The organism is Streptomyces maremycinicus, from assembly GCF_001184025.1.
Taxonomy (GTDB): domain Bacteria; phylum Actinomycetota; class Actinomycetes; order Streptomycetales; family Streptomycetaceae; genus Streptomyces; species Streptomyces maremycinicus.
The window spans coordinates 106,097-132,474 of sequence record NZ_BBYG01000021.1 but is presented as its reverse complement, the minus strand read 5'-3'; the positions used below and the strand labels follow the sequence as shown (position 1 = coordinate 132,474).

The window sequence follows — 26,378 nt, the reverse complement described above, 5'->3', positions numbered from 1 at the left end:
CATGCGCACCCAGAGCCGACGGAGGCCGCGAGCCACGCTCGCCGCGGTCGCCGCAGGGACGCTGCTCGCCCCGCTGCTCTCCGGCTGCTGGGCCGGGGCCGGCGGGGCGGGTTCCGGCGGCGACTCCATCAACGTCCTCATGGTCAACAACCCCCAGATGACCGAGCTCCAGAAGCTGACCGCCGACCACTTCACCAAGGAGACCGGCATCAAGGTCAGCTTCACCCTGCTGCCGGAGAACGACGTCCGCGACAAGATCAGCCAGGACTTCGCCAACCAGGCGGGCCAGTACGACGTGGCGACCCTGTCGAACTACGAGATACCCATCTACGCCCGCAACGGCTGGCTGCACGCGATGGACTCGTACGTGGCGGCGGACCCCGCCTACGACGAGCAGGACGTCCTGAAGCCGATGCGCGAGTCCCTCACCGGGGACGACGGGAAACTCTACGGCCAGCCCTTCTACGGCGAGTCGTCCTTCCTGATGTACCGCAAGGACGTGTTCGCGGCGAAGGGCCTGACGATGCCCGCCCACCCCACCTGGCAGCAGGTGGCCGATCTCGCCGCCGCGACGGACGGCGCCGAGCCCGGCATGAAGGGCATCTGCCTGCGCGGGCTGCCCGGCTGGGGCGAGGTGATGGCACCCCTGACGACCGTGGTGAACACCTTCGGCGGCACCTGGTTCGACCAGGACTGGAAGGCGCGGCTCGACTCACCCGCCTTCGAGAAGGCGACGAAGTTCTACGTCGACCTGGTCCGCGACCACGGCGAGTCCGGAGCCGCCCAGTCCGGCTTCGCCGAGTGCCTCAACAACATGACCCAGGGCAAGGTCGCCATGTGGTACGACGCCACCTCCGCGGCCGGCTCCCTGGAGGCGGAAAAGTCCCCGGTCAAGGGCAAGATGGGCTACGCGCCCGCACCCGTGGAGCAGACGCGGTCCTCCGGCTGGCTCTACACCTGGGCCTGGGGCATCCAGAAGGCCTCCCGCAACGCCGACAAGGCCTGGAAGTTCGTCTCCTGGGCGTCGAGCAAGGAGTACGAGCAGCTGGTCGGCGAGGAGATCGGCTGGTCGAACGTGCCGGCCGGCAAGCGGGCGTCGACCTACGAGAACGCGGACTACCGCGCGGAGGCGTCCGCCTTCCAGGACATGACGAAGCAGGCCATCGAGGCGGCGAAGCCCAACGACCCGGGAACGCAGCCGCGGCCCGCGCCCGGCATCCAGTTCGTCGGCATCCCCGAGTTCACCGACCTCGGCACCAAGGTCTCCCAGGAGATCAGCGCGGCCATCGCCGGACGCCAGTCCGTCGAGTCGGCCCTGAACAAGTCGCAAGCGCTCGCCGAGCGGATCTCCGAGGAGTACGAGGGACGATGACCGCGACCACGACGGCCCCCGTGGCCGCACCTCCCGCACCCACCCGGCGCGGCCCGAACGCCAGGCTGCGCGCCTGGGCGACCCGGGCCCCGCTGCTCCCCGCCCTGGCCTTCATGATCGTGGTCACCCAGCTCCCGTTCGTGGCCACGGTGGTGATCTCGTTCTTCGACTGGAACGCGCTCTACCCGAACGCCCGTCGCTTCACCGGCTTCGACAACTACCACCAGGTCCTGACCGACGCCGACCTGCGCCACTCGGTGTGGACGACCGCCCTGCTGACGGCGACCGTGGTGCTGGTCAGCCTGGTGCTGGGACTGGGCCTGGCACTGCTCCTGGACCGCCGCTTCCGGGGCCGGGGCGTGGTCCGCACGCTGCTGATCGCGCCCTTCCTGGTGGTGCCGGTGGCGGCGGCCCTGCTCTGGAAGCACGTGCTCTACAACCCCGAATACGGCCTGTTCAACGGCCTGTTGCACTATGTGGGCGGTCCTCAGCCGGACTGGATCTCGGACACCCCGCTGCTCGCCGTGGAGGCCTCCCTGGTCTGGCAGTGGACGCCGTTCATGATGCTGATCCTGCTGGCCGGCCTCCAGAGCCGGGACCAGCAGCAGATCGAGGCGGCCCGGGTGGACGGCGCGAGCGACTGGCAGATCTTCCGCCATCTGACCCTCCCGCACCTGCGCCGCTACCTGGAACTGGGCGCCCTGCTCGGCTCGATCTACATCGTCCAGAACTTCGACGCCGTCTTCACCATCACCTCGGGCGGACTGGGCACCGCCAACCTCCCCTACACCGTCTACCAGAGCTTCTACCAGGCCCATGAGAACGGCCTCGCCTCGGCCGCGGGCGTCCTGGTGGTCATCGGCTCGATCGTCATCGCGACCTTCGCCCTGCGGGTCGTCTCGTCCCTCTTCCGCGAGGAGGTGTCCCGCGCATGAACGTCGTACGCAGAGGCGGCCTCGGGCTGCTGGCCTGGGTGACCGGGATCGTGTTCTTCCTGCCGGTCGCCTGGATGGCCCTGACCTCCTTCCACTCGGAGCAGGACGCGGCCACCAACCCGCCGTCCTTCACCGCCGCCCTCACCCTCGACGGCTATCGCGAGTTCTTCGGCACCGGCGGCGGCGCGAGCCCCTGGCCCGCGCTGGTCAACTCGGTGGTGGCGTCGGTCGCGTCCACCCTGTTCGTCCTGCTCCTCGCCCTCCCGGCGGCCTACGCGCTGTCGATCCGGCCGGTGAAGAAGTGGACGGACGTCCTGTTCTTCTTCCTGTCGACCAAGATGCTGCCGGTCGTGGCGGGCCTGCTGCCGATCTACCTGTTCGCGAAGAACGCGGGGATGCTGGACAACATCTGGCTGCTGGTCATCCTCTACACCTCCATGAACCTGCCGATCGCGGTGTGGATGATGCAGTCGTTCCTGGCCGAGGTGCCGGTGGCGATCATCGAGGCCGCGCGGGTGGACGGCGCGCGGCTGCCCACGATCCTGGCGCGCGTGGTCGCCCCGATCGCCCTGCCCGGCATCGCGGCGACGGCCCTGATCTGCTTCATCTTCAGCTGGAACGAGCTGCTGTTCGCGCGGGTGCTCACCGGTGTGGTCGCTGAGACCGCCCCCGTCTTCCTGACCGGCTTCATCACCAGCCAGGGCCTGTTCCTGGCGAAGGTGTGCGCCGCGTCGCTCGTCATCTCCCTGCCGGTGCTCGCCGCGGGGTTCGCCGCCCAGGACAAACTGGTCCAGGGCCTGTCCTTGGGAGCCGTGAAATGAAGGCCGCCGTCATCGAGTCCGTGGGCCGCGCCGTCGTCACCGAGGTCCCCGACCCGACGCCAGGGCCGCGCGAGGTGGTCGTGGAGGTCGCCGCCTGCGGCCTGTGCGGCACCGATCTGCACATCCTCCAGGGCGAGTTCGCGCCGAAGCTGCCCATCGTGCCGGGACACGAGTTCGCCGGCGCGGTCGTGGGCGTGGGCACCCAGGTCACGGAGGTGTCGGTGGGCGACCGGGTGGCGGTGGACCCCTCCCTGTACTGCCACGAGTGCCGCTACTGCCGCACCGGCCACAACAACCTCTGCGAACGGTGGGCCGCGATCGGCGTCACCACGGCGGGGGGCGCGGCACAGTACGCGGTAGCGCCGGTGGCCAACTGCGTACGGCTGCCCGAGCACGTCCGCACCCAGGACGCGGCGCTGATCGAACCGCTGTCGTGCGCGGTACGCGGCTACGACGTGCTGCGCTCGCGGCTGGGCGCGCATGTGCTGATCTACGGCTCCGGGACGATGGGGCTGATGATGCTGGAGCTGGCGAAGCGCACCGGCGCGGCGAGCGTGGACGTGGTGGACCTGAACCCGGCGCGGCTGGAGACCGCGCGCCTGCTGGGCGTCTCCGGGACGGCGGCGAACGCGGACGAACTGGAGCGGCCCAGCGGCTGGGACCTGGTCGTGGACGCGACCGGGAACGCGGCGGCGATCCAGGACGGTCTGGGCCGGGTGGCGAAGGCGGGGACGTTCCTCCAGTTCGGCGTCACCGACTACGCGACCCGGGTCACCATCGACCCTTACCGGATCTACAACCAGGAGATCACCATCACCGGCTCGATGGCCGTCCTGCACAGCTTCGAGCGGGCCGCCGAGCTGTTCGCGAACGGGGTGCTGGACCCGGAGGTCTTCATCAGCGACCGGGTGCCGCTGGCGGAGTACCCGCGGGCGCTGGAGCAGTTCGCGGCCGGGGTCGGCCGCAAGATCGTCGTGGTGCCGTAGACCCGCACCCCCGCGACGGCCCCGCCGTTTGCGTGCCCGGGCCCGTTCGGGTCCGGGTAAGGGAACGGCAAAGTGGTCTCGCTCGTTCACCGGGCATGACAGCTATGACCCCCGGCTCGAACATCCCTCTCTCCACCGCGCGCGTCACGGTGGACGTCGCCGCCCCGGTGCGGCTCGACGTTTCGGGCCTGCTGCTCACCGCCGACGGCAAGGTGCGCTCCGACGACGACTTCATCTTCTACAACCAGCCGAGCGGCCCCGGCGTGACCTACCGCTCCGGTGGCGGCGCGGCCCCCGACGCGATCGTGGTCGACACGGCCGCGCTGCCGCCGGGCATCGAGAAGATCGTCGTCACCGCCAGCCCGGACGCCGCGGGGCAGACGTTCCAGGGCGTCGAACCGACGGCGACGATCCGCGGCGCGGACGACAACAGCGTGCTGGCCACCTTCACGCCCCCGCAGCTCGGCTCGGAGACAGCCCTGGTCGTCGTGGAGATCTACCTCCGCAACGGCGCCTGGAAGGCCCGCGCGGTCGGCCAGGGGTACGCGAACGGCCTGGCCGGCATCGCCACCGACTTCGGGGTGACGGTCGAGGAACCGGCGCCCGCCGCCCCGCCCCGGCAGGTCGCCGCGCCGCCCGTGCCGCAGTCCCCGGTGGCCCCCGCGGCCCCTCCGATGCCCCCGGCGCCGCCCGCCGCGCCGCCCGCCGCCCCGGGGAAGATCAACCTGGACAAGGGCCGGGTCAGCCTCCAGAAGAACCAGACCGTCTCCCTCGTCAAGGGCGGCCGCCCGCTGCTCTCGCAGGTCAAGATGGGGCTGGGCTGGGAGCCGGCGTTCCGCGGCAAGGACATCGACCTGGACGCCTCGGTCATCGCCTACGGCCCCCAGCGCAACCACATCGACAGCTGCTATTTCGGCAAGCTCTCCATCGTGAACGGCGCGATCAAGCACTCCGGGGACAACCTCACCGGCGAGGGCGGCGGTGACGACGAGGTGATCGTCGTCGATCTCGGCCGGCTCCCGCAGGAGGTCTCCGGTCTGGTCTTCACGGTGAACTCCTTCTCCGGCCAGAAGTTCACGGAGGTCGCCAAGGCCTACTGCCGTCTCGTGGACGCGGCGAGCGGCGAGGAACTCGTCCGCTTCGACCTCACCGGCGCCGAACCGCAGACGGGCGTGCTGATGGCCAAGCTGATCCGGCAGTACTCCGGCGAGTGGGAGATGACGGCCATGGGCGACTTCGTCAAGGCCCGCACCGTACGGAACATGGTGAAGCCGGGCGCCCAGGCCCTCTAGCCGCACCTGGGCCGGCCTCGGCCCGCAGTCCGCTCAGCCACGGGCGCCCGCCACCACGGGGGCGCCCACTGCCGTCACCCGCCACGGTCTTCCGAGGCAGGAGGCCTCCACCGCCGGCCTCTGCCGTCCCCCGCCGCCGTCGGCCTCCGCTGCCCCCGCCACCCTCGGCCTCTCCGCTGTCCCCCGCCGAAGTCGCCCGGCGTGGTCACCGCGCGGGACGCAGTCCCTCGGTCAGCAGCGACACATACCGCCGGATGGCGCTGCGGTCGCCCTTCGCCAGCTCCGACGCCGTCGCCACCCCGTGCGCGAGGCGCAGGACGTCGATGGGCTCGATGTCCGCCCGCAGGGTGCCCTCCCGCTGCGCCGCCTCCACCAGCCGGGCCGCCGCCTCCTTCATGTTCGTACCGCAGGCGGTGACCGCGGCCGCGCTGCCGTCCGTGACGGCGGAGCCCAGCAGGGCCTTCATCCCGCGGACCTGGATCGTGCCGACGCACAGTTCGTTGAGCCACTCCACCAGCGCCTCGCCCGGCGGGAGTTCCGCGCCGAGTTCGTCGGCCCGCACGGCGAGCGCCTCGATCCGGTCGACGTAGGCCGCCTCCAGCAGTGCCTGACGGGTCGGGAAGTGCCGGTACAGCGTGCCGGATCCGACGCCCGCCCGTTTGGCGATGTCGTCGAGGGAGGCTCCCTCCCCATGCTCGGCGAAGGCCTCCGCCGCCACCTTCAGCAAGCGCTCGTAATTGCGGCGAGCGTCCGCACGCATGGGCCTGACCTGCGTCATCCAGTTACTCCTTGCGAACCGGGGACTCTCTCCGTATTTTGGCAGACACTAAACGGAGACAGTCCCCGCTTAGTGCGCTCGTCTCTGCGGGTCCACGACCAGGGTCTTTTCGTGCTGCCCGCATGTTCCACCACTTCCAGCGGGGACACCAGACAGGGAGCCACCCCATGTCCACGCCGTCCCCTTCCGCCTCGGCCGCCGACGCCTCGATCACCGGCGCCTCGGTCACCGGCACCACCACCGCAGCCGCCTCGGCCGCGCCTCCCCCTCCCGCCGCGCCACCCGGGACGGCCGCCCGGCCCGGCGCCGTCCTCCTGGTGATCGTCACCGCCTATCTCATGGTCGGAGTCGACTCCACGGTCGTCAATGTCGCCCTCCCCGACATACGGAACGACCTGGGCTTCTCCCCCACCGGGCTGTCCTGGGTGCTGAACGCGTACACCCTCGCCTTCGGCGGACTGCTGCTGCTCGGCGGACGCGTCGGCGACCTCCTCGGCCGCCGTCGCACGCTCGCCCTCGGTGTGCTGCTGTTCGCCGGCTCCTCGCTGCTCGGCGGCCTGGCGGGCGACGGGGGCTGGCTGCTCGCCGCCCGTGCCCTCCAGGGAGCCGGCGCCGCCCTCACCGCGCCCAGCACCCTCGCCCTGATCACCACCAACTTCCCCGAGGGCCCCCGCCGCCACCACGCCCTCGGCGTCTACTCCTCCACGGCCGGGATCGGCGCCTCCATCGGCCTGGTCCTCGGCGGCATGCTCACCGCCTGGGCGTCCTGGCGCTGGGCCCTGCTGATCAACGTGCCCATCGGGATCGCGGTCGCCCTCGCCCTGCCCCGCTTCGTCACCGAGACCCCTCGTCGCGCGGGCCGGTTCGACGCGGCGGGCGCCCTGACCGGCACCGCCGGGACGAGCTCGCTGGTGTACGCGTTCATCCGGGTCTCGCAGGAGGGGTGGAGCGACACCCTGGCGCTGCTCGGCTTCACCGGCGCGGCCGCGCTGCTCGTCGGCTTCGCCCTGCTCGAAGCCCGCGCGGAGCAGCCGATCATGCCGCTGGGGCTCTTCGCCGACCGCGACCGGGCGGGCGCGTACCTCGGCGTCCTGCTGCTCCCGGCCGGCATGTTCGGTGCCTTCTACTTCCTCACCCTCATCACCCAGGAGGTGCTGCGCTACAGCCCGTTGCGCGCCGGATTCGCCTTTCTGCCGATGACGGCGGTGATGTTCACGACCGTTCGGTTCGTCCCCCGGCTGCTCGCCCGCCTCGGCGCCAGGCCGCTGATCCTGACCGGGATGACGCTGCTCGCCGGCTCCGGGGTCTGGCTGTGGCGGATCGGCCCCGACGACGGCTATGCGACGGGGCTGCTCGGCCCGCTGCTGCTGTTGGGCGTCGGCATCGGCCTGGCCCTGATGCCGCTGAACGCCACGATCCTCGCGAAGGTCGGTCCCGAGCAGGCCGGCGCCGCCTCCGGCCTGCTCCAGAGCTTGCAGTGGCTCGGCGGCACGCTCGGTCTGTCCGTGCTGGTCACCGTGTACGGGACGGCCACCCGGCACGCGACCGGCAGCCCGGCCGAGATCCTCACCCACGGCGCGGCCCGGGCCTTCGGCGCGGCCGCGCTGATCGCGCTGGCGGCCCTGCTGACGGCCGCCGTCGCGATCGGGGGCGGGCGGAGGAGCCCGGCCCTGGACGGCTAGGCCCCGCCCGGCGGACGCAACCTAGAACAGCGCGCTGTACGCGTTCAGCGCGGGCTGCCCGCCCAGGTGCGCGTACAGCACGGTGGAGTCGCGGCCGATCTCGCCGCGCGCGACCAGGTCGATGAGCCCGGCCATCGACTTCCCCTCGTAGACGGGGTCGGTGACCATGCCCTCGGTCCGCGCGGCGAGCCGCATCGCCTCCAGCGTCGTCTCGTCCGGGACGCCGTAGACACCGGCGTGGTACCGCTCGTCCAGCTCGATGTCCTCGACGCCCACCTCGCGCCGGAGACCGATGAGTCGCCCGGTGCGGTGTGCGATGCGGGCGATCTGCGCACGGGTCCCGGTGGGCTCCGCCGAGGCGTCGATCCCGATGACGCGCCGGGTCCGACCGCCCGCCTCCTCCAGCGCGGCGAACCCGGCGACCATGCCGGCCTGCGTCGACCCGGTCACCGAACAGACGATCACCGTGTCGAAGAAGACGCCCGCCTCCCGCTCCTGCTCGGCGACTTCGTACGCCCAGCCGGCGAAGCCCAGGCCGCCGAGCGGATGGTCGGAGGCTCCGGCCGGGATGGCGTACGGCTTCCCGCCCGACTCCTCGACCTCCCTGAGCGCCAGTTCCCAGCTCTCCTTGAAGCCGATCCCGAACCCGGCCCGGACCAGGCGCACATCGGCCCCGGCCAGCCGGCTGATGAGGATGTTGCCGACCTTGTCGTACACGGAGTCGGGCCAGTCCACCCAGCTCTCCTGCACCAGCACGCACTTCAGCCCGGCGCGGGCCGCGACGGCGGCGACCTGACGGGTGTGGTTGGACTGCACACCGCCGATCGAGACGAGCGTGTCGCAGCCCTGCGCGAGCGCGTCGGCGACCAGGTACTCCAGCTTGCGGGTCTTGTTCCCGCCGTACGCGATACCGGAGTTGCAGTCCTCCCGCTTCGCCCAGAGCGCCGCCCCGCCGAGGTGGGCGGTGAGCCGTTCCATCGGATGGACCGGGGAGGGACCGAAGAGGAGCGGGTAACGCGCGTACGAGGACAGGGACATGGGGCCTCCTGGAGCAGTGGGTCGCCTGGAGCGGTCGTCCGGCTGGAGCGGTGGACCGCCGGGTCACTCGGCCGCGTCGGTCACGTGGCCACGCGGCCATTCGGGCATACGGTCGGACAGTCCCGTCGTCGGCCGGTCACGCCGGTCGATCGCTCGGCCGGCCGGCCGCAGGGTTTTCGGGGCCGACGAGGTCCGCGAGGTCTTCGGATTCGGCGAGGTCCGCGAGGTCTTCGGGGTCGGCGAGGTCCGCGAGGGTGTGCCAGATCTCCGCCGTGACACGGACCGCGCCGTCCACGTCACCGCCCGCGCAGGCCTCGATCAGCCGGCCGTGCAGTCCGGCCGAACGGCAGGTGCCGCCCTCGCCGAAGCGCCGTCGCTCCAGCCGCCGGATGAGAGGGGTGTAGCGGGCGATGGTCGCGGCCGCCGCGCGGTTGCCGGCGGCCCGGACGAGAACGTCGTGCAGGGCGTCGTCGGCGCTCAGGGCCGCGTCCACGTCCCCGGCCCGTACCGCGCCGGTGAACCGCTCGTTGGCCTCGCGCATGACCTCGACGTCCGCCGCGAACAGCCGGGGCACGGCCACCCGGGTGACCAGCTCGTGCATCGCGCCGACCACGGCGGCCGCGTCCCTTACCTCGGCGGCGACGACCGGGGTCACCCGTGTGTAGCTCTGCGGCTTGCTCTCCAGCAGCCCCTCGTCCACGAGCCGGGCGAACGCCTCCCGCACCGGCGCCCGGGACAGCCCGAGCCGCTCGGCGAGATCGGCGTCGCGCACCGCCGCGCCGGGGGCGATCTCCCCGGCCACGATGGCGTCCCGGATCGCCGCGTAGGCGCGGTCCCTGAGCAGAGTGCGCGGCACAGTCTCCATGAACTGAAATGTTAGATATCAGTCGACCGCCCCCGCAAGGCTCACGCCGGGCCGACGCAGGGCTCACGGCAGGGCTGACGCAGGACTCACGCCGGGCGAGCAGCGGTACGACGGACGACGAGGCGATCCCGCGCGGCGTACTGGACCGGTGGAAGGCCGCGGTCGACGCGCACGCACCCGGGCGGGTCGCCGCCCGCTTCACCGGGGACGCGGTCTTCCGGGGCCTGCGCCCGTACAGCACGGGAAGGCCGGGAGTCGCGGACTACTACGACTCCCGGCCCCTCGGCATGACGGCCGACCACCGGTTGCTCATCGGCCATTACCAGGTCTCACGACTCGGCCGAACCGGGTCCCGGCGCTCAGGCCGCGGCCACCCACGGCCAGCGGGTGTCGTCGGCGGCCTCGAGCAGCGGCACCATCCGGAAGGCGGCGTCCGACAGGCCGCCGAAGGTGTGCCGGTTCCCCTTGCCCGACGGGCCGTGGCCCGCGCGGTGGCCGGCCAGGTTCCAGGTGTAGACCGGAACGTGCGCCGGAACCTGGTCGGTCGGGGCGCCGTGGCGGCCGGCCGCGTACTGCTCGTCGGTGACGATCAGCACCCGGTCGTGGCCGCGGTAGTGCCGGCGCACGGCCTCGGTGGTGTCCGTACCACCGAGGTCTCCGAAGCGCTCCAGAATCTTCAGCATCGAATCCTCCTGACGGAACGTGATCGTGTTGCTGCTGGTGCCGAACTCGACGAGATCGGCGTCGGCCGCCCGCAGTGCGAGCGCCGTGCCGAAGATCGCCGCCGCGTCGGCCCGGCTGAGCTCGGAACGGTCCGACAACCGTGCGTAGAACATCGAACCGGACCGGTCGACGAGCACCAGCGTCCGGCCGGGCAGGGCGGGCACGTTGGCCAGCGAGTGGCCGAGCGCCCGCTCCAGCGGGTACGCCCAGCGCAGCGACGGCGCGTGCTGGTACGCGGCGAGGTACCGGAAGGGGTACTGCCGCGAGCGCGCCACCTCGGCCGGGTCGCTGATCTTCGCCGCCACCCGCGCGGCGACCTCGTCGGAGACACCCGCCTCGTCGAAGTTGCGCAGGTTGCGGGTCGCGGCCATGGCCCCCATCGAGGGGATGACCGCCTCCCAGGCCGCCCTGTCCATCGGCCCCTGGAGCCAGCCCGCCAGCGCCTCCCAGGTCATGCCGGCCGTCGCGAGCCGTTCGGCCCCGGCCTGCGAGGTGACCACCGCCCGCCGGTCCTCGACGGGCAGCGCCATCAGCTCGCGGTGCGTGTTCAGGACGCGGTCCGAGGCGGGCGGCACAGCCGTGTCCGGGTGGTGCCGGCGGTCCAGCGCGTACCGGAACAGCTCGCCCTGCCAGGGCTTGTCCGGGTCCGGCGCCGCGTGCACCAGGTTGAGGACGTCACCGAAGCGGTAGCCCTTGGACGCGGTGTCGTACTTCAGCAGCGACCTGCTGGTGTACAGCCGCCGCACGGCGTCGGCGATCCCGCGCTTGACGGGCTTGGGAACGCTGCGGCCGTACGTGGCCGTCCAGTACGCGAGCAGTTCGCCGGGCTCGTCGGGCCGCCGCAGCACGGAGTCCACGACCTGCCGGTTCGACGGGCCCGCGGTGACGCCCGCCGCCAGACGCGCCTTGACGTACTCGGCGGCGCCGACGACCGCGGCGGTACGCAGGTTGCCCTCGCCGCGCAGCCAGCCGAGCAGTCCGGCCGTCCAGGACGGGTCGCTGACGGCGAGTTCGCGCACCAGCGTCGTGTAGCGGTCGTCGCGGGCGGCGCCGGTCTCGTAGAAGGTCCGCTGGGAGACGAAGTTGGCCACCGCGAGCAGGAAGAGCTCGGAGCGGGCGTCCCGCTCGTACCCTCGGCCGCCCTCGTGCGTGCGGAGCGTACGGCCCGTGGTGGTCACGGGCGAGGTGGGCCGCGGCTCACGGGCACGGACATTGAAGCGCGCCATGATGAATTCCCCCGAATTCAATACTCAATACATCGTGTATCGGGGAGTGGCGCAGCATGGGGAAGGTGCCCGAGATCAGGAGTCGGCGACGGACTTAGCCAGATGCTCTACCCGACTGAGCTACATCGACCCAGAGTCGATGACGGGACTCGAACCCGCGACCGTCCGATCCAATGAAGTAACCGTTGCCTGCGCACCGGGCACCCACCGCAATGCTGCGCCTCCCGAGATCGAGTCGTCGGCGGCGTCGATTTCTGTTGCAAAGAAGTAGCCGCAGCCTGCGCACCGGGAGGTGCGTTGTCGTGATCTCAATCTAGGAGACGCAGCACGGAAGTCGCGAACGAATTAAACGGCGCCGGTGAATTACCGCTTCTGGCGCTTCCAGGGTCCGGTGATCGCCAGCATGATGCCCGGGGTCTGGATGTTGGCGTACAGGGTGTGGCCGTCGGGCGAGAAGGTGACGCCGGTGAACTCGCTGTATTCCGGTTCGTCCGCGGTGCCGATGTTCAGTTCGTTGCGGGCGATGGGATAGGTGCGGCCGCTGTCGGTGGCGCCGAACAGGTGCTGGACGCCCTCGCCGTCCTCGGCGATGACGAGGCCGCCGTACGGGGAGACGGTGATGTTGTCGGGGCCGTCGAAGGCGCCGTCGACGGACGGGTCGGGGTTGACGCCGAGCAGCACCTTCAGGGTCAGGGTGCGGCGCTTGGGGTCGTAGAACCAGACGGCGCCGTCGTGCTGGACGGGGCTCTCGTCACGGGCGTAGGAGGAGACGATGTAGGTGCCTCCGTCGCCCCACCACATGCCCTCCAGCTTGCGGGCGCGGGTGACCTGACCGTCGGTGAACTGCTTGCGGACGGGCACCGACCTGGCGTCGCGGTCGGGGACGTCGATCCAGTCGACGCCGTAGACCGTGCCGATCTTCGTGGCCCGGGAGAGGTCGTCGACGAACTTGCCGCCGGAGTCGAAGCACTTGAAGGCCTGGAGGACGCCGGCGTCGTCGGCGAGGGTGCGCAGCTTGCCGCGGCCGTGACGGAACCCGGCCGGCGGGGTCCAGCGGAAGAGCAGTCCGTTGGGGCCCGAGGCGTCCTCGGTGAGGTAGGCGTGGCCGCGCTTGGGGTCGATGACGACGGCCTCGTGGGCGTACCGGCCGAACGCCTTGATGGGCTTGGGGGCACGGTTGGCGCGGCGGTCCGCGGGGTCGACCTCGAAGATGTAGCCGTGGTCCTTGGTCATGCCGTTCTGGCCGGCCTTGTCCTCGGTCTCCTCACCGGTCAGCCAGGTGTCCCAGGGGGTGGTGCCGCCCGCGCAGTTGGTGGAGGTGCCGGCGATGCCGACCCATTCCGCGACATGGCCGCCGGGGCGCACCTCGACGACCGTGCAGCCGCCGGCCGCCGCCGGGTCGTAGACGAGGCCCTCGGTGAGCGGGACCGGGTACGCCCAGCTCGCGCGCGGGCCCTTCAGCTCGTGGTTGTTGACGAGCAGGGTCGCGCCGCGCGGGCCGCTGAAGGCGGCGGTGCCGTCGTGGTTGGACGGCGTGATCTCGCCGGACTCCAGCTTCGTCCTGCCGCTGTAGGTGATGACGCGGTACTCGAATCCAGCGGGCAGCGCGAGGATGCCGTCGGGGTCGGGCAGCAGCGGACCGTAGCCGACCCCGTGGTGTCCGGAGGCCGACGTCTGCTTCGCCTCCGCGGTGTCCGCCGCGGTCTCGGTCTCGGTGGACGCGAGGGCGTTCGGCGCGGTGGCGAGGGCGCCGACGCTGCCCGCCAGCGCGACCCCGGCACCGGTGATCGCGGATTGTCGGGCGAAGTCCCTGCGGGTGAGCGACATGGTGTCTCCTGAGACGCGGTGGAAGTGCCGTGGAGGGTGGCGGACCTCGGTTCGGCGTCACCGTCCCGTCCATGCCTGAACGGGAGTTGAACGGAAGGCGACTTCAGGGGACCCGCTTCCGTGAATCCGTACGCGTCGGGCCGCGCAAGCCCGAAGAACCCCGAGCCGCGCACCGCCCGACTCCCGCCCGCACCGCCCGACTCCCGCCCGCGCCGCCCCAGTCCCGCCCGCGCCGCGCGACTGGCGCCCGCCCCGCGTCACCGCGTCATCGGGCCCGGCTCATCCGCCCTGCTGCGAGCGTGCCTTGAAGGCCGCCTTGCGGGCTTCCTTGGCGATCCGCTTGTCCGGGTGCAGACGGCCCATCGCCTCCAGGACGTCCGGGGTGGCCGGGTGGTCGACGCGCCAGGCCGCCGAGAAGAATCCGCTGTGCTGCTGGGCCAGCCCCTCGACGAGGGCCTGGAGCTCCTCGGAGTTGCCCTCGGCGGCGAGCTGCGCCGCCACCGTGTCGATGGTCAGCCAGAAGACCAGGTCCTCGGAGGGCGCCGGCACGTCCCCGGCGCCGAGCTCGCTGAGCCAGACGCGGGCGAGGCCGCCGAGTTCGGGGTCGTCGAGGACCTCGCGGACGGCGGGTTCGGCCTGGCCGCCCACCAGCGACAGGGCCTGCTGACAGCGCAGCCGGCGCAGTGGGGCGCCGGGGTCCGTGCCCCGGGCAGCGGCCAGCAACTCCCGTGCGGCGTCGAGGGGTTCGCGGCGCACGAGCCACTGCTCGGTCTCGGCGAGAGCGGCGCGCGAGCCGTAGCCGGCGCTGCCGTCGAGCAGCACGTCGGCGCCCTTGTCGGCGAGGTCGCCGACGGCCGGGGCGTGGAAGCCGGCCTCCAGCAGCCGGGCGCGCAGCCCGTACACGCCGAGAGGGGTGAGCCGGACCATGCCGTAGCGGGAGACGTCGGTCTCGTCGAGGGGGGCGGTGGGCTCCTCCTCGGGGTCCACCATCAGGTCCTCGTCGACGGGCCGGTAGGCGACGATCCCGATCGGCTCCAGGAGCCGGAACTGGTCGTCGAGCCGCATCATCGCGTCGGAGACCTGTTCCAGGACGTCGTTGGTGGGCTCGTCCATGTCACCGGGGATGATCATCGACGCGGCGAGGGCGGGCAGCGGGACCGGGGCGTCGCCGGGGCCCTCCTCACTGGCGGTGAGCAGGTAGAGGTTGCCGAGCACCCCGTCGAGGAACTCGGCCTCGGCCTCGGGGTTCCAGTCGAGCCGGGAGAGGTCGACCTCGCCGCCCTCGTCCATGGCCTCCATCAGCTCGTCCAGGTCCGGGACGGACGCGTCGGCGAGCACGGTCTCCAGGGCGCCGAGCCAGACGGCGAGGATGTCGTGCGGGGAGCCGCCGGTCAGCAGGGCCAGGTCCTCACCGGCCGTGACGGTCCCGGCCTCCTCGTCCACGACCTCGACGAGCCCGGCGTCCACGGCGACCCGCCAGGCCTCGCTCGCGTAGGCGACCGCGTCGTCCCCGGTCAGCCCCAGCACCTCGGCGGCGGGCGCCAGCTGGTCCTCGACGAGCCCGCCCCCGGCGTCGACCCGGGTGTCGGGACCGGCCCAGCGGGCGAGCAGGGCGGCCCGGGAGAGCAACGGCGTGGACAGCGCTTCTCGCGCCAGCTCCGCTTCGTGGTGCAGCCGCACCGGCGGCAGGGGGGAGCTGTCTGACATCGGCTGGTTCTCCTAGGGCGCGTGGTGCCACCGGCCCGCTCGGGGCACTGGGCCACTCAGCCTAGACGGGTATGGACCCATGCCGCCCGGTTCATCTCCCCGCCGGGCGGCGTACATGGCCGAAACCTTGACAAGTGGCGTGACCACGCAGGAGATTGACGCGCGTAGAAATCCGATGGACATATGTTCACTGTATTTTCTACGCGCGTCGCGTCCGCCCCGCGGACCGCGGCCCCGGCTCCACGCACCACCCTCGTTCCACGCTTCACCCAGGTTCCACGCACCACCCTCGTCCCGGCGCTCATGTACGTCCCCGGAGGGATTCCGTTGCCGAGCAAGAAGTCCGCGCGTCTCGCCGCGCTCACCGTCGCCGCCGTCTGTTCCGCGGCCTCCACCGTCGCCCTGTCCGCGCCCGCGCACGCGGACACGGTGGCCGTCCACGACATCCAGGGCACGACCCGGCTGTCGCCGTACGCCGGCCAGGCGGTCACGGGTGTGGCCGGAATCGTCACCGGTGTGCGCACCTACGGTTCGTCCAGAGGTTTCTGGATCCAGGATCCGAACCCGGACGCCGACCCGGCCACCAGTGAGGGCGTCTTCGTCTTCACCAGCTCCACCCCGAAGGTCGCCGTCGGTGACTCCGTCACGGTCTCCGGCACGGTCTCGGAGTTCGTCCCCGGCGGCGCCTCGACCGGCAACCAGACGGTCACGGAGATCACCAAGCCGACGGTGACCGTCGTCTCTGGCGGCAACGCGGTCCCGGCCGCGACCGTCGTGGACGCGAAGTCGGTACCGGCCGCGTACACCCCGGCCGGCGACACCGCCGCGAGCAACTCGATCAACGGCCTCACCCTGCGGCCCGCCGCGTACGCCCTGGACTACTACGAGTCCCTCGAAGGCATGAACGTCCAGGTCGCCGACGCCCGCGTGGTCACCGCCACCGACCCGTACAGCGAGCTGTGGGTCACGGTGAAGCCGCGCGAGAACACCAGCCGCCGCGGTGGCACGCTGTACGGCTCCTACACCTCGCAGAACACCGGCCGGCTCCAGATCCAGTCGCTCGGCGCGACGGCGGACTTCCCCGTCGCGAACGTCGGCGACACCCTCTCCGGCGTCACCGCGGGCCCGCTCGACTACAACCAGTTCGGCGGCTACACCCTCGTCGCGAGCCGGCTCGGCACGCTGAAGAGCGGCGGCCTGGAGCGGGAGACGACGCAGAAGCAGAAGAAGGGCGAGCTGGCGGTCGCGACGTACAACGTCGAGAACCTCGACCCGTCCGACGCCACGTTCGAGGAGCACGCCTCCGCGATCGTGAACAACCTGAAGTCGCCCGACATCGTGTCCCTGGAGGAGATCCAGGACAACAACGGCGCGACCAACGACGGTACGGTCGCCGCGGACGCGACGGTCGTCAAGCTGATCGACGCGATCGTGGCCGCGGGCGGCCCGCGGTACGACTGGCGCTCGATCGACCCGGCGAACAACACCGACGGCGGCGAGCCGGGCGGAAACATCCGCCAGGTGTTCCTGTTCAACCCGGAGCGGGTTTCCTTCACCGACCGCGCGGGCGGCGACGCGACCACCGCCGTCGGCGTCACCAAGGTGCACGGAAAGGCCCGGCTCACCGCCTCCCCCGGCCGCATCGACCCGGCGAACGCGGCCTGGAACGCCAGCCGCAAGCCGCTGGTCGGCGAGTTCGTCTTCCGCGGCCGCACGGTGTTCGTGATCGCCAACCACTTCAACTCCAAGGGCGGCGACCAGGGCCTGACCGCGCAGTACCAGCCGGTGGTGCGCAGCTCGGAGACCCAGCGCCACCAGCAGGCGACGCTGGTCAACGCGTTCGTCAAGGACATCCTCGACACGCAGAAGAACGCGGACGTCGTCGCGCTGGGCGACATCAACGACTTCGAGTTCTCCGGCACCGCGCAGATCCTCGAGGGCGACGGCGAGCTGTGGTCGGCGATCAAGTCGCTGCCGAAGAACGAGCGTTACACCTACGACTACCAGGGCAACCAGCAGGTCCTGGACCAGATCCTGGTGAGCCCGTCGATCCGGCGCGGCTGCGACCTCGCGTACGACAGCGTGCACATCAACTCGGAGTTCCACGACCAGATCAGCGACCACGACCCGCAGGTGCTGCGCTTCGAGCCGTAAGGTCTGCGGCCGCGGTCAGCGGGGCAGGCCGAACACCGTGTCCAGCCAGCCCCGCCAGTCGGCCTCGTTCGCCCCGGCGTCGGCGTCCGGCGCGAAGTCGTGGACGCTGACGCCGACCGGGTAGCCCCAGTGGTTGCGGCCGAAGACACGGACGAGCGCGCTGTCGCCGCGCAGTCCGACGAAGCAGGGGTCGCGGAAGTCCACCACGGCCTCGGGGAACCGTCCCCCGGGGCCGCCGACCCGGACGCGCGCGCCCGCGGTCGTGTCGTCCGCGAGGCCCAGCGCCCGCGCCACGGTGGTGAGGGCGTCGGGCGCCTTGGAGGCGTCGGGCCCGTCGAAGGTGACGAAGGCGACCGGGCGGCCGTCGAAGTGCGTCAGGTACTCCCGCAGCGTGTGCAGGTAGAAGTCGGTGTGCCGGCCCGCCGCGTCGTACTGGTTGTCCCAGTCGTCGACGAAGATGCCGCTGTGCACATAGCGCACCCACGCGCGCCGGCCCTCGTCGCGCGGCTCGACGGTGTAGTCGAGCTGGTTGAGGGTCTGCTCGGCGATACCGTCGACGTTCTCCACCCGGTTGGTGTAGCGGTGGGGCGGATCCCAGACGGTGACCGTGGAGCCGAAGGGGCCCTTGCCGCCCTCGCGCGGCTCGGGCTCCTCCATCGGCCACAGCCAGCCGCCGGTCCCGGCGGTGAAGGCGTCCCACACCTGCTGCGGCGTGGCGTCGACCTCGAACTCGCGGGCGATCTCGAATTCCTTGGACATGGTTGGCTCCTGGTCACTCACTGTCTGGTTCCGGGGTGCGGGGCTGCGGCCGTGTCTCCGAGTGGGGCGGTGGAGGCACCTGGGGCTGCGGCTTGACCGTGGGATGGACCGCCACGACGATCCGGTGGTCGCGGCCGCTCTCGGCGTCGGGCGCGTCGTACTTGCGGATGAGCGCGCCGACGCCCGCCGTCAGCTCCTGGATGAACGCGGCCCGGTCCGCGGCCGAGGCGAAGCGGACCTCGCCGTCCAGCGCGTAGGTGGCCAGTCCCTTGCGGGCCTTCGCGGCACCGGTGATCAGCGAGCCGACATCGCGCACCAGCCGGGCGCCGAGGGCGAGCAGCCAGCGCGCGGACAACTGGTCGCGGAAGCGGTCCGGGTCCGGCTGCACCGGGGCGAGCGCGAGCGGCGAGATCACGTACGAGGCCGCGGTCGCCCGCATCAGCCGCTCGGTCACGTTGCCCTTGCGGCGCTCACCGGCCAGTTCGACCAGGCCGTGCCGCTCCAGCGCCTTGAGGTGGTAGTTCACCTTCTGCCGGGGCAGTCCGACCCGGCCGGCCAGCATCGCCGCCGACGCGGGCCCGGCGGCCAGCTCGGCGAGCAGTCCGGCCCGCACGGGGTCCAGGGAGACGGCGGCTGCCTCGGGGTCCTCGATCACGGTCACGTCCAGCATGCGTCCACCGTCTCACCGAAAACTTTTTTTGTCGAGGCGAGTCAAGTGTTCGGTGAAACGGCGCGGCGCGGCGGGGGCGACCCGGATCAGACCCCGCTCAACGACTCCGGCGACCACACGGCTCGACGGCCCCACGGCTCGACGGGCCCAAGGCCCCAAGGCCCCAAGGCCCCGAAGCCCCGAAAACGAGCGCGCCGGCCACGAGGTTCCTCGACACCCGTGACCGGCGCTCCCGCCTGCCTGCCCTACCTGTTGCTCCCTGCCGCTCCGACCGACCGGTCCTGCCTGCCGCTCCGACCGACCGGTCCTGCCTGCCGCTCCGACCGACCGGTCCTACTGCTTCGCCTTGCGGCGGCCGATCACCCCGGCCGCCACCAGTGCCACGGCCGCCGCCCCCGCGATCACCACCGGCCGCGGGTGCCGGAGGGCGAACCGCACGGGTACGCGCACCGGCGCGGGCGCCGACCGCTCCGCGGTGCGGCCCGTGCGGACCGCGCTGTCCCGCAGGTCGTGACCGGCGCGCAGCGCGTGCTCCTGGACGGTGTGCGCGTGCCCCTGGGCGGTGCGACCGACGCGGGCGGCGACGTCCCGCACGGTGTGCCGCGTACCGCTCCCGTGCCCCTGAGCCGTGCGGCCCGCCCTGGCCTGAGCGGCGTGCGCCGCGCGACCGGCCCGCTCCTGCATCCCGTGCCCGGCCCGCCCGGCCCGTTCGTGCAGGTGATAACCGGCCTGGGAGGCCGTGCTGCGCAGTTGCACGCTCATCGCGCCGGCGCGGTCCATGAGGTCGGCGGCGCGGGTGCGGGTGCGGCCGCGGACGTCCGCCCTGGCCGCCAGCTCCCCGACCGTGGCCCCCAGACGGTGCCGGGTCCGCTCGATCTGCCGACGCAGGTCGGCCGTTGTCCTGTCCGTCATCGGTGTGCCCTTTCCCTGATCTCCGCGACATCGGCCCGTACGCTGCCGAGGGTCTCCTCGGGGGTGGGCGGCGCGGCCCGGCGCAGTTGGCCACGCCCGACCGCGGCCAGCACGCCGGCGATCACGAAGAGCACCGCCGTCACGATGAGCGCCGCCGCCCACAGGGGCAGCACCAGCGCGAGGGCGGCGACGCCCGTACCGGCGAGGGCGAGCAGTCCGGCGTAGGCGAACGCGCCCGAAGCGCCGAGCAGCCCGCCTCCGCGTCCGGCGCGCCGCCCCTTCTCGGTGAACTCGTGCTTGGCCAGGGCCAGTTCCTGCCGTACGAGCCGGGAGAGCTGTTCGGTGGCCTGGGTGACGAGTTCGCCGACACTGTGGTGTCCGTCGCCGTGATGTCCGTCGCCATGGCGTCCGTCGCCGTGCTGCCCGTTGCCGGGCCGTCCGTCGCGGTGGATCGTGCCGCTGTGCCGCCCGTCGCTGTACTGCCCCTGGCTGACGGGCCGGAAGTCCGTGGTCCCGGTCACGGTGTTCCGCCTCCTCTCGGTTCCGGAACACCCGGGTACCCGCGTCGGCCCCCGCCACCCCACGGCGACGTCATCGCAGTATCGCTTATCTGTATACCGTAGAAAAATTAAGTAGAGCTTCACCGTCGGGCGCCCGAGACTGCCCGTATGACGACAGCTCGCACCACGCCCCCGCCTGCCTCCACCGTCCCGTCCCCCGCCCCCGCCCCGGCCTTCGGCCGTGCGCTCTGCGCGATGGTCACGCCGTTCACCGGCACCGGCGCGCTGGACCTCGACGGTGCGCGGCTGCTCGCCGACCATCTGGTGTCGGCGGGCTGCGACGGGCTGGTCCTCTCCGGCACCACGGGCGAGTCGCCGACCACCTCGGACGCCGAGAAGGCGGAGCTGGTGGCCGCGGTGCGGGAGGCGGTGGGCGACCGGGCGTCGATCGTGGCCGGGGTGGGCACCTCCGACACCCGTCACACGCTCGCGCTGGCCCGGGCCGCCGAGAGGGCGGGCGCGGACGGGGTCCTCGTCGTCAGCCCGTACTACAGCAGGCCTCCGCAGGATGCCCTGGAGGCGCACTTCCGGGAGGTCGCGGACGCGTCGGGGCTGCCGGTCATGCTGTACGACATCCCGGGCCGCACGGGCACCCGGATCGAGCCGGACACCATGCTCCGGCTCGCCGAGCACCCCCGGATCGTCGCGGTCAAGGACTGCTCCTACGACTTCCTCGCCGCCCAGAAGGTGCTCTCCCACACCGGGTTGGCTTACTACGCGGGCTGCGAGGAGCACAACCTCGCGCTGTACGCGGTGGGCGGTACCGGCTACGTCAGCACGGTCGCGAACGTCGTGCCGGACCGGCTCCGCCGCGTCCTGGACGCGTTCGACGCGGGCGACACCGCCGGGGCCGCACGGCTCCAGCGGCAGGCGACGGAACTGGTGGAGGCGATGATGGCCGCGGGCCTGCCCGGAACGGTCACCGCCAAGGCGCTCCTCGGCGACCTGGGGCTGCCGGGCGGTCCGGTCCGGGCCCCCCTGCGCCCCGCCGACCGCGGGACGGTCCACAGGCTCCGCGCGATCTACGAACGCCTCGTGACCGGCCCGACGCCCTGAGGCACCGGACGGGGCCGGCCCGAAGCCCAGAGGCAACGGACGGAGCCGGGCGGAAACCCCGAGGCACCCGACGGACCGGGCGGAAGCGCCGGGGCACCCGACGGGACCGGGTGGGCGGGGCGACCCGGGAAGGCGTCCGAAATTCCCTCGGCCGCCCGAACGTGCTCACGTACGGTACGTACATGAGCCGACCGCTGCTCTACCTCGATGTCGACGGTCCCCTCAACCCGTACGCCGCCAAGCCCTCGAAGCGACCGGCGGGTTACACGACCATCAGGGCATCCGTGGGCCGCGAGCGGCCGCTGCGGGTCTGGCTGCACCCCGGGCACGGCGCCGCCCTGCTCCGCCTGCCCTACGAACTGTGCTGGGCGACGACCTGGATGACCGAGGCCAACCGTTGGATCGCCCCCGTGGTGGGTCTGCCCGAGCTTGCGTACGTCGACTTCGGCGAGACGCTCTTCGCCCACCGGGCCGACGGGGTCCCCTGGAAGACGGAGACGATCGTCGCCCACGCGGCGGGCCGCCCCTTCGCCTGGGTGGACGACGAACAGTCCCCCGCCGACACGGCCTACGTCACCGCCCACCACCGGGCCCCGGCGCTCCTGCACCACGTGGACCCCCGGATCGGCCTGCGCGAGCAGGACTTCACGGCGCTCGCGCGATGGGCGGCGGACCTGTCCGCGTGAGGTGACGCGCGGTCGGCGGCCCGGAGACGGTACCGGGCCGCCCCCCCCTGACCGGTAGGCCGACAGGCCCCCGCACAAGCGAGCGCCCTCCCGGGCCGCGCCAGGGCGGGCCGGGAGGGCGCTCGAGGGTGATACGGCGCCGGCGGTGATCAGTTGTGGCTGTGCAGGATCTCGTTCAGGCCGCCCCACACCGCGTTGTTCGGGCGGGCCTCGACCGCGCCGGTGACCGAGTTGCGGCGGAAGAGGATGTTCGAGGCGCCGGAGAGGTCACGGGCCTTGACGATCTGGCCGTCCGGCATGGTGACCCGGGTGCCGGCGGTGACGTACAGGCCGGCCTCGACCACGCACTCGTCGCCGAGGGCGATACCGACGCCCGCCTCGGCACCGATGAGGCAGCGCTCACCGATGGAGATGATCACATTGCCGCCGCCGGACAGCGTGCCCATCGTGGAGGCGCCGCCACCGATGTCCGAGCCGTCGCCGACGATGACGCCCGCGGAGATACGGCCCTCGACCATCGAGGTGCCCAGCGTGCCCGCGTTGAAGTTGACGAAGCCCTCGTGCATGACCGTGGTGCCCTCGGCGAGGTGGGCGCCGAGGCGGACACGGTCGGCGTCGGCGATCCGGACACCCTTCGGAGCGACGTAGTCCGTCATGCGCGGGAACTTGTCGATGGACGTGACCTGGAGGTGCAGACCCTCCGCGCGGGCGTTCAGCCGGACCTTCTCGACGTCGTCCACGGCGACCGGGCCGAGCGAGGTCCAGGCGACGTTGGCGAGGTGGCCGAACATGCCGTCCAGGCTCTGCCCGTGCGGCTTCACGAGCCGGTGGGAGAGCAGGTGCAGACGCAGGTAGACGTCGTGCGCGTCGAGCGGCTTGTCGTCGAGCGAGGCGATGACCGTGCGGACCGCGACCACCTCGACGCCCCGGCGGGCGTCCGGACCGACCGCCTTCGCCGCACCCTCGCCGAGCAGTTCCACGGCCTTCCCGGCGGACAGTCGCTCGGTGCCGGACGGACCGGGCTCGGCGACGAGCGCGGGCGCGGGGAACCAGGTGTCGAGAACAGTGCCGTCGGCGGCGATCGTGGCGAGGCCGGCGGCCGCGGCGCCGGTGGTGCGGGGAACAGTCGTGTCGGTCATGAGGGCAACCTAACCGGCGGGGGCCCGCAGAGGCCAACCCGCACAGCGGTGTCTCAGCGGGCGGGCCGCGCACCCGCACCGAACAGGTGAGTTTCTGTGGGGAACCAACTGTGCCAGCATGGCCGTCGACGACGGGAGGAGGCCCATGGCCCGCAGGACGAGCCTGGAGGATCCCGGCTGCGCCATCGCGCAGGCGCTGGACGTCGTCGGGGACCGGTGGACCCTGCTGATCGTCCGGGACACCGCGCGCGGAGTGCACCGCTTCGACGAGCTCCAGCGCGAACTCGGCCTCTCCCGGAAGGTGTTGACCGAGCGGCTGCGGCTCCTCGTCGACGCGGAGGTGCTCGCGCGGGTGCCGTACCAGGAGCGCCCGGTGCGTCACGAGTACCGCCTCACCCCGCGCGGCCTGGCCCTGCTGCCCGTCCTGGTCGCCCTCCAGGACTGGGGTGACGCCTGGGTCCTGGGCGACGGCGGCACCACGGCCACGGCCGGGCAGGCGTCCGCGGAGGCGCGTCGGGTGCACGCGCTGGCGGGCACCCGGCTGCCCGGGCTCCGGCTGGCCGACGAGAAGGACGCGCCGCGAGATCCGGTCGCCGACGACGTGCCGTACACCGTTCTCTACTGCTTCCCCGGCGCCTACGTCCGGCCGGACGCCTACCCGCCCGGCTGGGCGGACATCCCGGGCGCCCCGGGCTGCACGCTGGAGTCCCGCACCTACCGCGACCGGCTCGCCGGGTTCCGGGCGGCGGGCGCGGCGGTGCACGGGGTGTCCACCCAGCGCCCGGACGAGCAGCGCGCGTTCGCGCGGGAGGAGCGGCTGGGCTTTCCGCTCCTGTCCGACGCCGAGCTGACGTTGATCACCGCGCTGCGGCTGCCGACGTTCCGGGCGGCGGGGACGAGCCGGCTGAAACGGCTGACCCTGATCGTGGACCGGGAGCGGGTCGTACGGCATGTGCAGTATCCGGTGACGGACGTGGCGGGCAGCGTCGAGGAGGCGCTCAGCGTCGTCCGGCGCCTGGGCGGGGACGCCCGCCCGGAGCCGGAGCCGCGGGAATGAGCCGGGTCAGCGCTTCTCGCGCGTACTCCTCGTCGTAGGGCGTGTCCGTCAGCAGCACCTGGAGACAGATCCCGTCCATCAGGGCGACCAGCGCGCGTGCGGTGAGGGGGTCGACGCGCCGGGCGAGGAGGGTGGCCAGGTCCTCGGCCCACTCGGCGGCGACGGGGCGCAGCGCCGGCCGTCGCAGCGCGGCCAGATACAGCTCGTACTCCAGCTCGACGCCGGTCCGCTCGCCGGCCAGCCATTCGCCGAGCAGTCCCGCCAGTTCGGCGGGCAGGTCCGGGCGGGTGTCGGTCAGCCCACCACGTGTCGCGACCGCCTTGGCGAAGCCCTCGTCGGCCTGACGCAGGGCGGCGATCATCAGTTCGTCGAGGGTCGCGAAGTGGTAGGTCGTGGAGCCGAGCGGCACGTCCGCCTCGGCGGCCGCGGAGCGGTGGCTCAGCCCCGCCAGCCCCTTCTCCCCGACGACCCGGATCGCCGCGTCGATGATCCGCTGCCGCCGCTCGGGGTCGTGGCGCCGGGGCATCAGTGCGCACCTCCCAGGTTCAGTACGACCACTCCCCCGACGATCAGCAGGATGCCGACGGCCTTGACGGGCGTCAGGGACTCGTCGAAGAAGGCCGACCCTATGACGGCGATGGCCGCGGTGCCGACCCCGGCCCAGATCGCGTACGCCGTCCCGATGCCGACGGACTTGAGGGTCTGCGCGAGGAGCAGGAAGGAGACGACGTAGCCGGAGGCGGTCAACAGCGAGGGCCAGAGCCTGCTGAAGCCCTCGCTGTACTTCATGGCCGTCGTCGCGGCCACCTCGGCGGCGATGGCGCCGGCGAGCGTCAGGTATCCCATGCGTACAAGCGTACAAGCGTACACAGCGATGCGTACACCCGTACATATCACTGCCCGACGGACCGTCCCGCCCACTGCCGGCCCGCCCGGCCCTCACCCACCACCCCTCGGCCACCCCCCTGCCCCTCCCCCGCTCACCCGCCCGCCACCCTGCGCCGCAAGCGCAAGTCGCGAGTCGCAAGTCGCAAGTCGCAAGTCGCACCAAGTCGCCGCGAAGCAGGAAGCGTTGGCTCCGTGGAGTCGAAAGCGTTACGGAAAGCGCTCGCCCAAACGGATGAACGCGAGCCACAGGTTCCACTACTGTTTCACCGTTCACACACCGGGTCATCGCAGCCGCGGCCGCCGTCAGGGACGCCGCTGGAGGAACAGCGCATGCCAGACAACAAGTCCCGGCCCTCTCAGGAACAGCCCTGGGAGAACGGCTGGGCCCCGGACACCTCCCGGGCACCCGGAACACGGCGCCTCTGGCTGGCCGGTGGTCTCGCCATGGCCACCATCGTGGCGTGCGTGACCGCGATCGCCCTGAACGACAGGCCCGTTGACGACACGTCACAGTCCCGCCAGGGCCGGCCGCTGTCGGGCGGGGAGACGGAGGGCGGCCTGATCTCCTTCGCCACCCCGTCCGCGAGCGGGTCGGCCACCCCGGCGGGGAAGAAGGGCCCGTCCGCTTCCGCCTCCCCGAAGCCCTCCTCCTCCCCCGAGCCGCAGGGCAGTTCGACACCGCGCGCACCGGCCGCCACAGCCTCCGCGTCGCCGACGAAGCAGCCGTCCGTCCCCGCGCCGGCCGCCACCCGGCGCTCGGTCCGCTCGGTCAACTACCCCGACCGCTACTGGCATGTGAGCGGCGGTCTGGTGAAACTCGACGCGGTCGGCGGCTCGGAGTCCCGCGCGGACTCCACCTTCACCGTGGTGAAGGGCCTGGCCGACAGCTCCTGCACCAGCTTCGTCACGGCGGACGGCACGTATCTGCGCCACCGCGACTTCGTCCTGCGCGCCGAGCGCGACGACGGCTCGGCCCTGTTCGAGCAGGACGCCACCTTCTGTGCCGTCCCCTCTTCCTCCTCCGGCGCGGTCATGCTGGAGTCGGTGAACTACCCCGGCCGGTTCCTGCGCCACAAGAACTTCGTACTGCGCCTGGACACGTACGGCTACGGCTCCGGCCACCGCGAGGACTTCTCGTTCCACCTGGTGGACGCTCTGGCCTGAGCCCGCCCCGGCCTGCACGAGCCCTTACGGGCTCGTACCAGCCCGTACGAAAGCGGCGGCACCCGGTGGGTGCCGCCGCTT

At 72.1% G+C, this 26,378-nt stretch carries 24 protein-coding genes; 11 read left to right on the top strand and 13 right to left on the bottom strand.

The features are described 5' to 3' along the window. The first annotated feature begins 1 nt into the window (after position 1). The 5 genes from AOQ37_RS32470 (at position 2) to AOQ37_RS32450 (ending at position 5,406) form a co-directional block, all read left to right on the top strand. Positions 2-1,372, top strand: a complete 1,371-nt coding sequence (locus tag AOQ37_RS32470) for an ABC transporter substrate-binding protein (protein WP_062649729.1) — start codon at positions 2-4, stop codon at positions 1,370-1,372. Further along, entirely contained in the window at positions 1,369-2,307 is a 939-nt protein-coding gene (locus AOQ37_RS32465; RefSeq protein ID WP_062649727.1) for a carbohydrate ABC transporter permease, read from the top strand. Before AOQ37_RS32470 ends, AOQ37_RS32465 begins: the two co-directional genes overlap by 4 nt. Then, positions 2,304-3,128: a carbohydrate ABC transporter permease gene (locus AOQ37_RS32460; protein WP_020130505.1), complete on the top strand. Its 825-nt coding sequence runs from the start codon at positions 2,304-2,306 to the stop codon at positions 3,126-3,128. The genes AOQ37_RS32465 and AOQ37_RS32460 overlap by 4 nt, the downstream gene beginning before the upstream one ends. Beyond that, positions 3,125-4,114 (top strand): zinc-dependent alcohol dehydrogenase family protein, encoded by a 990-nt coding sequence (locus AOQ37_RS32455; protein ID WP_062649725.1) that lies wholly within the window; start codon positions 3,125-3,127, stop codon positions 4,112-4,114. Before AOQ37_RS32460 ends, AOQ37_RS32455 begins: the two co-directional genes overlap by 4 nt. A gap of 104 nt (positions 4,115-4,218) precedes the next feature. Beyond that, a complete protein-coding gene (locus AOQ37_RS32450) occupies positions 4,219-5,406 on the top strand; it encodes a TerD family protein (protein WP_062649723.1) in 1,188 nt (395 codons plus the stop codon). Positions 5,407-5,611: 205 nt separating this feature from the next. Here the strand turns inward: AOQ37_RS32450 and AOQ37_RS32445 are convergent, their stop codons facing one another. After that, complete coding sequence (locus AOQ37_RS32445) at positions 5,612-6,184, bottom strand: TetR/AcrR family transcriptional regulator (protein ID WP_062649721.1); 573 nt, start codon at positions 6,182-6,184, stop codon at positions 5,612-5,614. Positions 6,185-6,351: 167 nt separating this feature from the next. Between AOQ37_RS32445 and AOQ37_RS32440 the strand changes: the two genes are divergently transcribed. Continuing rightward, positions 6,352-7,866: an MFS transporter gene (locus AOQ37_RS32440; RefSeq protein WP_107085355.1), complete on the top strand. Its 1,515-nt coding sequence runs from the start codon at positions 6,352-6,354 to the stop codon at positions 7,864-7,866. Between the two features lie 21 nt (positions 7,867-7,887). On the opposite strand, the gene AOQ37_RS32435 is transcribed toward AOQ37_RS32440, so the two are convergent. The 5 genes from AOQ37_RS32435 to AOQ37_RS32415 form a co-directional block, all read right to left on the bottom strand. Further along, positions 7,888-8,904, bottom strand: coding sequence for a 1-aminocyclopropane-1-carboxylate deaminase (locus AOQ37_RS32435; protein WP_062649720.1), 1,017 nt, complete (start codon positions 8,902-8,904; stop codon positions 7,888-7,890). A gap of 136 nt (positions 8,905-9,040) precedes the next feature. After that, complete coding sequence (locus tag AOQ37_RS32430; protein WP_234437073.1) at positions 9,041-9,769, bottom strand: GntR family transcriptional regulator; 729 nt, start codon at positions 9,767-9,769, stop codon at positions 9,041-9,043. 359 nt (positions 9,770-10,128) lie between these two features. After that, a complete protein-coding gene (locus tag AOQ37_RS32425) occupies positions 10,129-11,718 on the bottom strand; it encodes a TROVE domain-containing protein (RefSeq protein ID WP_062649718.1) in 1,590 nt (529 codons plus the stop codon). Positions 11,719-12,081: 363 nt separating this feature from the next. After that, the gene (locus AOQ37_RS32420; RefSeq protein ID WP_062649716.1) at positions 12,082-13,545 is read right to left on the bottom strand and encodes an alkaline phosphatase PhoX; all 1,464 of its coding nucleotides are present in this window, start codon (positions 13,543-13,545) and stop codon (positions 12,082-12,084) included. Between the two features lie 279 nt (positions 13,546-13,824). Further along, a complete protein-coding gene (locus AOQ37_RS32415) occupies positions 13,825-15,252 on the bottom strand; it encodes a hypothetical protein (RefSeq protein ID WP_062649714.1) in 1,428 nt (475 codons plus the stop codon). Between the two features lie 327 nt (positions 15,253-15,579). On the opposite strand from AOQ37_RS32415, the gene AOQ37_RS32410 reads away from it, so the two are divergent. Then, the gene (locus tag AOQ37_RS32410) at positions 15,580-17,406 is read left to right on the top strand and encodes a DUF8508 domain-containing protein (RefSeq protein WP_062649713.1); all 1,827 of its coding nucleotides are present in this window, start codon (positions 15,580-15,582) and stop codon (positions 17,404-17,406) included. 15 nt (positions 17,407-17,421) lie between these two features. Here the strand turns inward: AOQ37_RS32410 and AOQ37_RS32405 are convergent, their stop codons facing one another. The 4 genes from AOQ37_RS32405 to AOQ37_RS32390 all read right to left on the bottom strand — a co-directional run bounded on the left by AOQ37_RS32405 (position 17,422) and on the right by AOQ37_RS32390 (position 20,268). Beyond that, positions 17,422-18,165, bottom strand: a complete 744-nt coding sequence (locus AOQ37_RS32405) for an SRPBCC family protein (protein WP_062649711.1) — start codon at positions 18,163-18,165, stop codon at positions 17,422-17,424. Positions 18,166-18,178: 13 nt separating this feature from the next. Beyond that, entirely contained in the window at positions 18,179-18,835 is a 657-nt protein-coding gene (locus AOQ37_RS32400) for an ArsR/SmtB family transcription factor (RefSeq protein WP_062649709.1), read from the bottom strand. Positions 18,836-19,168: 333 nt separating this feature from the next. Next, positions 19,169-19,747 carry a DUF3618 domain-containing protein gene (locus AOQ37_RS32395; RefSeq protein WP_062649707.1) on the bottom strand — a complete coding sequence of 193 codons (579 nt, stop codon included), beginning with the start codon at positions 19,745-19,747 and terminating at the stop codon, positions 19,169-19,171. Continuing rightward, positions 19,744-20,268 carry a phage holin family protein gene (locus tag AOQ37_RS32390; protein ID WP_306305225.1) on the bottom strand — a complete coding sequence of 175 codons (525 nt, stop codon included), beginning with the start codon at positions 20,266-20,268 and terminating at the stop codon, positions 19,744-19,746. Before AOQ37_RS32390 ends, AOQ37_RS32395 begins: the two co-directional genes overlap by 4 nt. A 147-nt stretch (positions 20,269-20,415) precedes the next feature. Here AOQ37_RS32390 and dapA point away from each other — a divergent pair, with 147 nt between their 5' ends. After that, on the top strand, positions 20,416-21,363 hold the full coding sequence (dapA, locus tag AOQ37_RS32385; protein ID WP_062649705.1) for a 4-hydroxy-tetrahydrodipicolinate synthase: 948 nt from the start codon (positions 20,416-20,418) through the stop codon (positions 21,361-21,363). A 182-nt stretch (positions 21,364-21,545) separates the two neighbouring features. Further along, positions 21,546-22,049, top strand: a complete 504-nt coding sequence (locus AOQ37_RS32380) for an HAD domain-containing protein (RefSeq protein ID WP_062649967.1) — start codon at positions 21,546-21,548, stop codon at positions 22,047-22,049. Between the two features lie 149 nt (positions 22,050-22,198). Here AOQ37_RS32380 and dapD read toward each other — a convergent pair whose 3' ends face one another. Beyond that, positions 22,199-23,188, bottom strand: coding sequence for a 2,3,4,5-tetrahydropyridine-2,6-dicarboxylate N-succinyltransferase (dapD, locus tag AOQ37_RS32375; RefSeq protein WP_062649704.1), 990 nt, complete (start codon positions 23,186-23,188; stop codon positions 22,199-22,201). Positions 23,189-23,333: 145 nt separating this feature from the next. Here dapD and AOQ37_RS32370 point away from each other — a divergent pair, with 145 nt between their 5' ends. After that, entirely contained in the window at positions 23,334-24,245 is a 912-nt protein-coding gene (locus AOQ37_RS32370; protein WP_062649703.1) for a winged helix-turn-helix transcriptional regulator, read from the top strand. On the opposite strand, the gene AOQ37_RS32365 is transcribed toward AOQ37_RS32370, so the two are convergent. Both AOQ37_RS32365 and AOQ37_RS32360 read right to left on the bottom strand, forming a co-directional pair. Further along, positions 24,187-24,771 (bottom strand): TetR/AcrR family transcriptional regulator, encoded by a 585-nt coding sequence (locus tag AOQ37_RS32365; RefSeq protein ID WP_062649702.1) that lies wholly within the window; start codon positions 24,769-24,771, stop codon positions 24,187-24,189. The two genes, AOQ37_RS32370 and AOQ37_RS32365, sit on opposite strands and share 59 nt — an antisense overlap. Continuing rightward, entirely contained in the window at positions 24,771-25,091 is a 321-nt protein-coding gene (locus tag AOQ37_RS32360; protein ID WP_062649701.1) for a DMT family transporter, read from the bottom strand. The genes AOQ37_RS32365 and AOQ37_RS32360 overlap by 1 nt, the downstream gene beginning before the upstream one ends. 372 nt (positions 25,092-25,463) lie before the next feature. Between AOQ37_RS32360 and AOQ37_RS32355 the strand changes: the two genes are divergently transcribed. Continuing rightward, positions 25,464-26,297, top strand: coding sequence for an AbfB domain-containing protein (locus AOQ37_RS32355; RefSeq protein WP_062649700.1), 834 nt, complete (start codon positions 25,464-25,466; stop codon positions 26,295-26,297). The last annotated feature ends 81 nt before the right edge of the window (positions 26,298-26,378 follow it).